Annotated in this window: 7 protein-coding genes and 1 pseudogene; 5 read left to right on the top strand and 3 right to left on the bottom strand. The window is 71.2% G+C overall.

What is annotated here, in order from left to right; genetic code table 11:
* Positions 1-33: 33 nt before the first annotated feature.
* Positions 34-582 (bottom strand): hypothetical protein, encoded by a 549-nt coding sequence (locus tag ACZ5K7_RS29055; RefSeq protein ID WP_468917815.1) that lies wholly within the window; start codon positions 580-582, stop codon positions 34-36.
* Between the two features lie 436 nt (positions 583-1,018).
* On the opposite strand from ACZ5K7_RS29055, the gene ACZ5K7_RS29050 reads away from it, so the two are divergent.
* The 5 genes and pseudogenes from ACZ5K7_RS29050 (at position 1,019) to ACZ5K7_RS29030 (ending at position 8,981) form a co-directional block, all read left to right on the top strand.
* Positions 1,019-3,853 (top strand): sensor histidine kinase, encoded by a 2,835-nt coding sequence (locus ACZ5K7_RS29050; RefSeq protein WP_468917812.1) that lies wholly within the window; start codon positions 1,019-1,021, stop codon positions 3,851-3,853.
* Positions 3,850-4,284 carry a roadblock/LC7 domain-containing protein gene (locus tag ACZ5K7_RS29045; protein WP_351706911.1) on the top strand — a complete coding sequence of 145 codons (435 nt, stop codon included), beginning with the start codon at positions 3,850-3,852 and terminating at the stop codon, positions 4,282-4,284. The genes ACZ5K7_RS29050 and ACZ5K7_RS29045 overlap by 4 nt, the downstream gene beginning before the upstream one ends.
* Positions 4,285-4,293: 9 nt before the next feature.
* Entirely contained in the window at positions 4,294-4,689 is a 396-nt protein-coding gene (locus ACZ5K7_RS29040; RefSeq protein WP_351706908.1) for a DUF742 domain-containing protein, read from the top strand.
* 24 nt (positions 4,690-4,713) lie between these two features.
* Positions 4,714-8,395 (top strand): annotated as a pseudogene (locus ACZ5K7_RS29035) (hydantoinase B/oxoprolinase family protein).
* On the top strand, positions 8,376-8,981 hold the full coding sequence (locus ACZ5K7_RS29030; RefSeq protein ID WP_468917809.1) for a GTP-binding protein: 606 nt from the start codon (positions 8,376-8,378) through the stop codon (positions 8,979-8,981). Before ACZ5K7_RS29035 ends, ACZ5K7_RS29030 begins: the two are co-directional and overlap by 20 nt.
* 62 nt (positions 8,982-9,043) lie before the next feature.
* Here the strand turns inward: ACZ5K7_RS29030 and glpK are convergent, their stop codons facing one another.
* On the bottom strand, positions 9,044-10,561 hold the full coding sequence (glpK, locus tag ACZ5K7_RS29025) for a glycerol kinase GlpK (protein WP_468917806.1): 1,518 nt from the start codon (positions 10,559-10,561) through the stop codon (positions 9,044-9,046).
* A gap of 54 nt (positions 10,562-10,615) precedes the next feature.
* Positions 10,616-11,353: an MIP/aquaporin family protein gene (locus ACZ5K7_RS29020; protein WP_468917803.1), complete on the bottom strand. Its 738-nt coding sequence runs from the start codon at positions 11,351-11,353 to the stop codon at positions 10,616-10,618.
* Positions 11,354-11,644 lie beyond the last annotated feature (291 nt).

Raw genomic sequence — 11,644 nt, 5'->3', positions numbered from 1 at the left:
TGTCCCCCTCGTTCTGCGAGGGCGGTGCGGGCCTCAGGGGTGGGACAGTCGCCCGGTGCTGCCGCCCCGCCGCCGTATCCGCTCCTGTTCGCGCTCGGTGGCCCGCTGCTGCCGCCGGGCCGCGCGCCGCTCGCGGCGGAGCGAGCGTGCCGTGCTGCTCGGCTCCGAGACCACGCCGTTGCGCTGGTTCCACACCTGACGGGTCACCAGGACGTCGACCGCGCCCCAGGTGGCCACCACCGTGCTCGCCACGCTGCTGATCACCATCGGGAACGCCAGCCAGGACTCCGCCATCGTGCAGAAGAACGCCACCATGGCCTGGATCAGCGTGACGGCGATGATGATGAGCGCCCGCACCGCCGACGTACGCACCGGATCCGGCATCCGGTACCGCTTGGCCGGCTCCTCCACCCACAACGGCCGGTACTGCGCCTGCTGTTGCGTGCGCGCCCGCGCACCGGAGAGCCCCTCCTCGCCGCCGCGCGGCGAAAGGCCGCCGTCCGGCGCCTCTGGCCCCGGACGCACCGTCGAGCGTGTCGCCGTGCCGTGCTCGGGCGCCAATTGCCGCTGAGCCGTCCCCATCAAGGTGTCACTCCCCACCGCCGACAGACCCCCTCGCACCGGTGTCCGACGACCCCGGCTCCCCAGTGGCTGCCCGGCTTGCGCTGTTTTACGCTGCCCGGATGCGAGATACGGCTCCTGTGGCCGATTTAGCACCCCTCGCCCATCAACAAGGACGAACGAACTCGCCCGATGATTCCCCACCAGTGAAAATTTCCGGCCAACTGATCCTTCGTGTCGTTCCCGCCCTCACACACGCGAAGTCGGCGCGATCGCGGTGGCAATCTCCCGCAATGCCAGGACATCTCTCCCTGTCCGTTCCCCATGACCCGGCCCCGGGGCGGAAGTTCATCGTCCGGACGCGTCTTCGAGTTATCCATGTGGCGGTAGTAGGCTCGCGCCGTTTGTTGACGTACATGTGTACCCCCGGCCGGCGGGGGTCGAGCTGGGGGAGGCCATGCGCTTTCGCGGGAAGTCGATCCGCCGGAAGATCGTGGCGCTGCTTCTCGTGCCGCTGGTGTCCCTGACGGCCGTCTGGGGCTTCGCGGCCGTGCTCACGGGGCGCGAGGTCACCCAGCTGTTCCAGGTGTCGCACATCGTCGAGGACATCGGCTACCCCACGGAGGACACCGCCCGTGTCCTCCAGCAGGAACGCCGGCAGACCCTCGTCTATCTCGCCGACCCGCGCGCCGCCGACGCACTCGCCGCCCTGCACCGCACCCGCGCCGCCACCGACAGCGCCGTCGCGGAGCTGCGGAAGAACGCCGGGAGGCAGGACACCCGCGACGGCATGAGCGCCGACGACGCCGAACGCCTCACCGCCGTGCTCGACGCCTTCGAGGGCATCGACGCCCTGCGCCACAGCGTCGAGGAGGGCACCGTCAGCCGCGCCCAGGCCCTCGACCTCTACAACCGCGTCGTCGACCCCTGCTACACGCTGCTCGCCTCCCTCGGCGGGATCGACGACGTCGAGATGGACAAGCAGGCCCGCGCCCTCATCAACATCACCCGCGCCCGCGAACTCCTCTCCCGTGAGGACGCCCTGCTCGGCTCCGCCCTCGTGGTCGGGAAGATCTCCCGCGACGAGAGGCGGGAGATCTCCGACCTCGTCGCCCAGCGCACCCTCCTGTACGACATCAGCCTGCCGCTGCTGCCGTCGTCTGAACGCGACCGCTTCGACCGCTTCTGGAAGAACGCCACGACCGCCCCGCTGCGGTCCGCGGAGCAGTCCGTGATCGCCACCGGATCCGGTGTGCCGAACGACGTCAGCGCCAAGGGCTGGGACACCGCCGCCGCCAACGTGCTCGCCGAACTGCGCACCCTCGACGACCAGGTCGGTGACCGCTACCAGGACCGCATCCGGCCCGTCGTCGTCTCCGTGATCGTCCAGGCGGCCGTCGTCGGTGTCCTGGGCATGGTCGCCGTGATGTTCTCGCTGGTCGTGTCGGTCCGGGTCGGCCGGAGCCTCATCCGCGACCTGCGGCTGCTGCGTCAGGAGGCGCACGAGTCCTCCGGGGTCCGGCTGCCGAGCGTGATGCGCCGGCTGTCCGCGGGCGAACAGGTCGACGTGGAGACCGAGGTCCCGCGCCTGGAGTACGACAGGAACGAGATCGGCGAGGTCGGCCAGGCCCTCAACACCCTGCAGCGCGCCGCCGTGGAGGCCGCCGTCAAGCAGGCCGAACTGCGCTCGGGTGTCTCCGAGGTCTTCGTCAACCTGGCCCGCCGCAGCCAGGTCCTGCTGCACAAGCAGCTCACCCTGCTCGACACCATGGAGCGCAGGACCGAGGACACCGACGAACTCGCCGACCTCTTCCGCCTCGACCACCTCACCACCCGCATGCGCCGGCACGCCGAGGGTCTGGTGATCCTCTCCGGCGCCGCCCCCTCGCGGCAGTGGCGCCGCCCCGTCCAGCTGATGGACGTGGTGCGTGCCGCCGTGGCCGAGGTCGAGGACTACGAGCGCATCGAGGTCCGCCGGCTGCCCCGCGTCGCCGTCACCGGCCCCGCCGTCGCCGACCTCACCCACCTCGTGGCCGAACTCCTGGAGAACTCCACGGTGTTCTCGCCGCCGCACACCGCCGTCCAGGTCCTCGGCGAGCGGGTCGCCAACGGCTTCACCCTGGAGATCCACGACCGGGGCCTCGGCATGGCGGCCGAGGCACTCCTCGACGCCAACCTGCGGCTCGCCGAGACCCCCGAGTTCGAGCTCTCCGACACCGACCGGCTCGGCCTGTTCGTGGTCAGCCGCCTCGCCCAGCGCCAGAACGTCCGCGTCTCCCTCCAGCCGTCCCCCTACGGAGGCACCACCGCCGTCGTCTTCATCCCCGACGTACTGCTGACCGACGACTTCCCCGACACCAACGGGATCGGCTTCCGTCTCGACCGCGCGCGGCCCGCCTCGGATACCGGACCCGAGGAGAGCCTCGCCACCACCCTGAGTCAGGGGTCGGCGCAGCGCCCCGGGCTGCCTACCGGACTCCTGGGCGGACCGGTCGAGCTGGAAGCACCCGTCGACCTGGACGCGCTGGACGACTTCCCGGGCGCCCTGACCGAAGAGGACAGCGAGCGCGGCGGTCTGTTCCGCCCCCGCCGCTCCCTCGCCCGCGCCGACGACGACACCGCGCCTGTCGTGAGTGAGCTGCATCAGCCCGCCCCCGACACCGCGGACGGCTTCCGCGACGAGCGTCCCGGTGGCCCCGTGCCGCTGCCCCGACGGAGTACGCCCAAGCTGGTCAGCTCGCACGGCAAGCCCGTCACCGAGCAGCGCTCCCGCCGCGCCGGACCGGACGACCGGGACCCGGCGGACGCGGGCCGGCCCGAGCCGGGCGGACTGGCCCCGCTGCCCTCCCGCCGCCGCACCGAGCCGTCCCCGCAGCGCACCGGCGGCCCGGCCGACCGCGTCGAGGAAGGCACGGCACCCCTGGCCGGCGGCCCGGACGACCCCTCCGGTCCCCCCGCCCTGCCCCGGCGCACCCGCCGCTCCGCGGTCACCTCCGGCAGCGGCACCGACGACTCCGTACCGCCCCTCGGCAGCACACTCCCGGAGGCCGCACCCGGCACCCGGCCGCTGCCCCGGCGGGTACGGCAGGCCAACCTGGCCCCACAGCTGCGACAGGACCCCGCCCGACCCGCCGGGCACGAGCCGGATCCCGCCGAGCGCGACGCCGACGAGGTCCGCAGCCGCATGGCCTCGCTCCAGCGCGGCTGGCAGCGCGGCCGGGCGGAGAACACCGCGGGCGACGGGTCCCGGAACGGCACAGCACAAGGAACGACTAAGGGGGACGGTCGATGACCGATCCGAAGGCGACCGGCCACACGGCGACGGACAAGCGTGAGCTGAACTGGCTCCTGGACGACCTGGTGGACCGGGTCGCCAGTATCCGCAAGGCCGTGGTGCTCTCCGGCGACGGCCTGGCCACCGGTGTCTCCAAGGACCTCACCAGAGAGGACGGCGAGCACCTGGCGGCCGTGGCCTCCGGCTTCCACAGCCTCGCCAAGGGCGTGGGCCGGCACTTCGAGGCGGGCAGCGTCCGGCAGACCGTCGTCGAGCTCGACGACGCCTTCCTGTTCGTCACCGCCGCCGGCGACGGCAGCTGCCTGGCCGTCCTCTCCGACGCCGACTCCGATGTCGGCCAGGTCGCGTACGAGATGACACTCCTGGTCAAGCGGGTCGGCGTACATCTGGGGTCCGCTCCGCGCACCGATCTGCCCTCGGGCGGGTAGTGGGATGACATGAGCGGAGACGGTCAGGGAAGAAGTCACTGGTTCGACGACGAGGCCGGACCGGTCGTCCGTCCGTACGCCATGACGCGGGGCCGCACCACCAGTGCGGCCCAGCACCGCCTCGATCTGATCGCGGTGGTCGTCACGGAGGCCCACGCGGACGACCCGGAGGACGACCGGACGCTGTCCCCGGAGCACGTGGACATCGTCGAGCTCTGCCGAGACACCCCGCAGTCGGTCGCCGAGCTGGCCTCCGGACTCGATCTGCCCGTCGGAGTGGTCCGGGTCCTCGTCGGCGACCTCGTCGACGGTGAACTCGTCCACGTCAACCGCCCGGTCCCACCGGCCGAGCTGGTGGACGAGAGTATTCTGCGCGACGTGATCAACGGCCTCCGGGCGCTGTGACCGGCGCGGATGCGGAGAAGTGACGTGACAGGCTGGCAGTTCTGGGTCGACCGCGGCGGTACGTTCACCGACGTCGTCGCGCGGCGCCCGGACGGCCGGCTGCTCACCCACAAACTGCTCTCCGACAACCCCGCGCGGTACGCCGACGCCGCGGTGACAGGCGTGCGGGAGCTGCTCGACGGCTCCGGCGACCAGGTCGACGCCGTCCGTATGGGCACCACGGTCGCCACCAACGCGCTGCTGGAACGCAAGGGCGAGCGCACCCTCCTCGTCATCACCCGCGGTTTCCGCGACGCCCTGCGTATCGCCTACCAGAACCGCCCCCGGATCTTCGCCCGCCGCATCGAGCTGCCCGAGCTGCTGTACGAACGGGTCGTCGAGGCCGACGAGCGCATCGCCGCCGACGGCACCGTCCTGCGCGCCCCCGACCTGGACGCCCTCGCGGGCCCGCTCCGGGAGGCGTACGACGACGGGATCCGGGCCGTCGCCGTCGTCTGTATGCACAGCCATCTCCACCCCGCCCACGAGCAGGCGATCGGTGAGCTGGCCGCCCGCACCGGCTTCCCGCAGATCTCGCTGTCCAGCGAGGTCAGCCCGCTGATGAAGCTCGTCCCGCGCGGCGACACCGCCGTCGTCGACGCCTACCTGTCGCCCGTACTGCGCCGCTACGTCCGCCATGTCGCCGACGAACTCGAAGGCGTACGGCTGATGTTCATGCAGTCCAACGGCGGGCTCGCCGAGGCCGGGCAGTTCCGCGGCAAGGACGCCATCCTCTCCGGACCGGCCGGAGGGATCGTCGGCATGGCCCGGATGTCGCAGCTCGCCGGCTTCGACCGGGTCATCGGCTTCGACATGGGCGGCACCTCCACCGACGTCTCCCACTTCGCCGGCGAGTACGAACGGGTCTTCACCACCCAGATCGCGGGCGTCCGGCTGCGCGCCCCGATGCTGGACATCCACACCGTCGCCGCGGGCGGCGGCTCGGTGCTGCACTTCGACGGCTCCCGCTACCGCGTCGGCCCCGACTCGGCCGGCGCCGACCCCGGCCCGGCCTGCTACCGGGGCGGCGGCCCGCTCACGGTGACCGACGCCAACGTCATGCTCGGCCGGATCCAGCCCGCCCACTTCCCCAACGTGTTCGGACCCGACGGCGACCAACCCCTCGACGCCGACCTCGTCCGCGACCGCTTCACCGGCCTCGCGCGGGAGATCCGCGAGCAGACCGGCGACGACCGCACCCCGGAACAGGTCGCCGAGGGCTACCTGAGCGTCGCCGTGGCCAACATCGCCAACGCCGTGAAGCGGATCTCCGTCCAGAAGGGCCACGACGTCACCCGCTACGCCCTCACCACCTTCGGCGGGGCCGGCGGCCAGCACGCGTGCATGGTCGCCGACTCGCTCGGTATCCGCACCGTCCTGGTGCCGCCCATGGCGGGCGTCCTGTCCGCGCTCGGCATCGGCCTCGCCGACACCACCGCCATGCGCGAACAGTCCGTCGAGGCCCCCCTGGAGCCCGCCACCATGCCCGGCGTCCGCAAGACCGCCGACGACCTGGAGGCCGCGGCCCGCGCCGAACTCCTCGCCGAGGACGTCCCGGAGGACCGCATCGAAGTCACCCGCCGCGCCCAGCTCCGCTACGACGGCACCGACACCACTCTCACCGTCGAGCTCACCGAGCCCGACACGATGAAACACGCCTTCGAAGAACGTCATCGCGCCACGTACTCCTTCACGCTCGACCGTCCGGTCGTCGTCGAAGCCCTCTCCGTGGAAGCCACCGGCATCACCCAACCCCCCGATCTATCCGCCCTCGCCCCGTACGAAGGCCGTCCCGCCGACCCGGAAGCCGTCCGCCTCCACACCGGCGGCGCCTGGCGCGACGCGCCCCTGCACCGCCGTGAGGACCTTCCCCCCGGCGGATCGGTCACCGGCCCGGCGATCATCACCGAGGCCGGCGCCACGACCGTCGTCGACGACGGCTGGCGGGCCGCGGCGACCGACGACGGGCATCTGGTCATGGAACGCGCGGCGATTACACAGAGTTCCGATGTCGGCACAGAAGCGGATCCGGTTCTGCTGGAGGTCTTCAACAACCTCTTCATGTCCATCGCCGAACAGATGGGCGCCCGACTGGAGTCGACGGCACAGTCCGTCAACATCAAGGAACGCCTGGACTTCTCCTGCGCCCTGTTCGACCCGGACGGGAACCTGGTGGCCAACGCCCCGCACATCCCCGTCCACCTGGGCTCCATGGGGACCAGCGTGAAAGAGGTCATCCGCCGCCGCGGCACCTCGATGCGCCCCGGCGACACCTACGCCGTGAACGACCCGTACCACGGCGGCACCCATCTGCCCGACGTCACCGTGATCACCCCGGTCTTCGGCACCGACGGCACCGACGGCACCGAGGGAACGGCGGACACGGAGGGTGACCCCGGCGCCGCCCCCGAGATCCTCTTCTACGTCGCGTCCCGCGGCCACCACGCCGAGATCGGCGGCATCGCCCCCGGCTCGATGCCCGCCGACAGCCGCACCATCGACGAAGAGGGCGTCCTCTTCGACAACTGGCTGCTCGCCGAGAACGGCCGGTTCCGCGAGACTGAGACCCGCCGGCTGCTCGCCGAGGCCCGCTACCCCTCCCGCAACATCCGCACCAACCTCGCCGACCTGCGCGCCCAGATCGCCGCCAACCGCAAGGGCGTCGACGAAGTCGGCCGCATGATCGATGAGTTCGGCCTCGACGTCGTCCAGGCCTACATGCGCCACGTCCAGGACAACGCGGAGGAAGCGGTCCGCCGCGTCATCGACGCCCTGGACGACGGCGCGTACGCCTACGAGACCGACTCCGGCGCCGTCATCCGCGTACGCGTGCGCGTGGACCGCGGCAACCGGCGCGCGACCGTCGACTTCACGGGCACCTCGGCGCAGCTGGACACCAACTTCAACGCCCCGTTCGCCGTCGTCAACGCGGCCGTGCTGTACGTCTTCCGTACCCTGGTCGCCGACGACATCCCGCTCAACGACGGCTGCCTGCGCCCCCTGGACATCGTCGTACCGCCCGGGTCGATGCTTGCCCCCGAGCCGCCGGCCGCCGTCGTCGCGGGCAACGTCGAGACCTCCCAGGCCATCACCGGAGCCCTCTACGCGGCGCTCGGCGTCCAGGCCGAGGGCTCCGGCACCATGAACAACGTCACCTTCGGCAACGAGCGCCACCAGTACTACGAGACCGTCGCCTCCGGATCCGGAGCGGGGGACGGGTTCCCCGGCACGAGCGTCGTACAGACCCATATGACCAACTCCCGGCTCACCGACCCGGAAGTCCTGGAGTGGCGGCTGCCGGTCCGCCTGGACGAGTTCGCCGTGCGGCGGGGCAGTGGCGGCGCGGGCCGCTGGCACGGCGGGGACGGCGCGGTGCGCCGCATCCGGTTCCTCGAGCCCATGACCGTCTCCACCTTGTCCCAGCACCGTCGCGTGCCGCCGTACGGCATGGCGGGCGGCGAACCCGGCGCGCTCGGCGCCAACCGGGTGGAGAGGGCCGACGGGACGGTCACCGGACTCGGCGGCAGCGACAGCGCGGACGTCGGCGCGGACGACGTACTGGTCATCGAAACCCCAGGTGGCGGCGGATACGGAAGCCCGTCACCCGACCCCATCAAGCGACCCTCATCAAGCAGGAGAAGAGATCGATGATCTTCGGGCGATCTGAGCGCGGCAAGCCCCCGGTCGAGCCCGTCACGCTCAAGATCCTCGTGGCCGGCGGCTTCGGCGTGGGCAAGACGACGCTCGTCGGCGCGGTGAGCGAGATCAGGCCTCTGCGCACCGAGGAGGTGCTCACCGAGGCCGGGCGACCGGTCGACGACACCAACGGCGTCGAGGGCAAGCACACCACCACCGTCGCCATGGACTTCGGCCGCATCACCCTGCGCGAGGACCTGGTGCTGTACCTGTTCGGCACGCCGGGGCAGGAGCGGTTCTGGTTCATGTGGGACGAACTGTCCGAGGGCGCGCTGGGCGCTGTCGTGCTCGCCGACACGCGCCGCCTGGAGGACTGTTTCGCGGCCATCGACTACTTCGAGCGGCGCTCCATACCGTTCCTGGTCGGCGTCAACTGCTTCGAGGGCGCCGACCGTTACCCGCCCGAGGACATCCGCAAGGCCCTCGACCTCGACGCGGACGTACCGGTCCTGCTGTGCGACGCCCGGGACCGCGAGTCGGTCAAGCAGGTGCTCATCGGCGTCGTCCGGCACGCGATGGCGTACGTGGCGGCCCAGCGGCAGACCGTCACCACCTGACGCGCCGGCACGGCCCGTACCCCCGCCGACCGGGGTACGGGCCGTGGTCCCGGGGCGGGCGGCTACTCGCCGTCCTCCAGCCAGCCGAAGCTCTTCTCCACGGCCTTGCGCCAGTTCGCGTACTCCCTGTCGCGCACCGACGCCTCCATGGCGGGCGTCCACTCCACGTCCTTCTGCCAGTGCGACTTGAGCTCGTCGAGGTCGCTCCATACGCCGGTCGCGAGACCGGCCGCGTAGGCGGCACCCAGGCAGGTCGTCTCGGAGACCCGGGGCCGGATCACCGGCACCCCGAGGACGTCGGCCTGGTGCTGCATCAGCAGGTTGTTCTTCGTCATGCCGCCGTCCACCTTCAGGGTCGTGATCTGCACCCCGGAGTCCTGGTACATGGCGTCCACGACCTCCCGCGTCTGCCAGCTGGTGGCCTCCAGGACCGCGCGGGCGAGGTGTGCCTTCGTGACGTACCGGGTGAGCCCGGTGACGACCCCGCGCGCGTCCGAGCGCCAATAGGGCGCGAACAGGCCGGAGAAGGCGGGCACGATGTAGGCGCCGCCGTTGTCGTCGACGCTCGCGGCCAGGGTCTCGATCTCGTCGGCGGTGCGGATGATGCCGAGCTGGTCCCGGAACCACTGGACGAGTGCGCCCGTGATGGCGATCGACCCCTCGAGGCAGTACACCGGCGCCTCGTCGCCGATCTTGTAGCCCATCGTCGTCAGCAGGCCGTTCTTGGACGGCACCGGCCGGTCGCCGGTGTTGAGCAGCAGGAAACTGCCCGTCCCGTAGGTGTTCTTCGCGGTGCCGACGTCGTAGCAGGCCTGCCCGAAGACCGCTGCCTGCTGGTCGCCCAGCGCGGACGCCACCGGGACCCCGGCGAGCTGGCCGACGGCGGTGCCGTACACCTCGGCGGAGGACCTGATCTCGGGCAGGATCGCCGCGGGTACGTTCATCGCGGACAGGATGGTGGCGTCCCACTGGAGGGTCTCCAGGTTCATCAGCATGGTCCGTCCGGCGTTGGTGACGTCGGTGACGTGCCGGCCGCCGTCGGTGCCGCCGGTGAGGTTCCAGATCAGCCAGGAGTCGATGGTCCCGAAGGCGATCTCACCGCGCTCGGCCCGGTCCCGGAGCCCGGGCACGTTGTCCAGCAGCCAGGCCGCCTTGGGCCCGGAGAAGTAGCTGGCCAGGGGCAGTCCGGTCTGGTCGCGGAACCGGTCCTGGCCGTCGCTGCCGCCGAGTTCGTTGCACAGGGCCGCGGTACGGGTGTCCTGCCAGACGATCGCGTTGTGCACGGGCTTGCCGGTGGCGCGGTCCCACAGGACCGTGGTCTCACGCTGGTTGGTGATGCCGAGCGCGCTCAGCTGGTCGGCGCGCAGCCCGGCGTTGGCGAGCGCCCCGGCGACCACGGCCTGCACCTTGGACCAGATCTCGGTGGCGTCGTGCTCCACCCAGCCGGGCTTGGGGAAGATCTGCCGGTGCTCGCGCTGGTCGACGGCGACGATCGCGCCGCCGTGGTCGAAGATGATGCAGCGGCTCGACGTGGTGCCCTGGTCGATTGCGGCGACGTACCTTTCGGCGGTGTCCGTCATGGCTACCCCTTGGTCGCTGGGTCGGAAGGCTGCGTGGGATCGGAAGGCCGCGTTTCAGAAGGCCGCGTTGTAGATGAGGCCCGCGAGCGCCCCGCCGACCAGGGGGCCGACCACCGGGATCCAGGCGTAACCCCAGTCGGAGGTGCCCTTGTTCGGGATCGGCAGGAAGGTGTGCACGATCCGGGGGCCGAGGTCACGCGTCGGGTTGATGGCGTAGCCGGTGGGTCCGCCCAGGGACAGCCCGATCCCGACGACGAGCAGCGAGACGATGAGCACGGTGGTGCCGGACTCGCCGAGCCCCTTGGTGAGCCCGAACGCGAGGATCGGCAGGACCAGCGCGATCGTCGCGATGATCTCGGTGATGAGGTTGGCGACCGGGTTCCGGATCTCCGGGATGGTGGAGAAGATGCCGAGCGTCGGTGTCGGCTCCTCCGCGGTGTCCTCGTCCAGCACGTTGGCCTGGAACTGGGCGAGGTAGACGAGGTACGTCAGGACGGCGCCGAGGATCGCGCCGACGAACTGGCCGAGCAGGTAGACCCAGACCTTGCCCCACTCGCCGGTGTCGACGGCGATGCCGATGGTGACGGCGGGGTTGAGCTGGCCGCCGGAGAGGGGAGCGGCGGTGTAGGCGCCGGCCAGGACGCCGAATCCCCAGCCGAACGCGATCACCACCCACCCCGCCGCTCTCGCCTTGGAGTGTCTGAGGGTGACGGCGGCGCAGACACCGGCACCGAAGAGGATCAGGATGGCCGTGCCGATGACTTCGCCGACGAATATGTCTCCGTTGCTCATGGCGGCTCCTAGGGCGCTGGCCGGAGGATCGACCCCGGCGCATTGAGCAGGAACGGTTCCCTTGGCGACGTCAGCCGAAGGCAGGGAAGGTCCCGCGCCCCGCCCGGCGTCAGTGACGAGCGTGCCGTAGCAGCCGAATCGCCCATGGTGGAGCGGGCCTCAGGACAGGAGTGGCCCATGGCGCAGTGCCTGATTACGCCGAGAATGTACGGCGATGTCGACCGACACCGGAAGTTTTCACCGGCACTCAGGGAGCGTCAAGGTCGCCGACGGCAACGATGACAGGCAACT

The organism is Streptomyces sp. NPDC031497, assembly GCF_055580905.1.
Note: the sequence above shows the minus strand (reverse complement) of the source record. Positions and strands in the feature narration are given on the sequence as shown.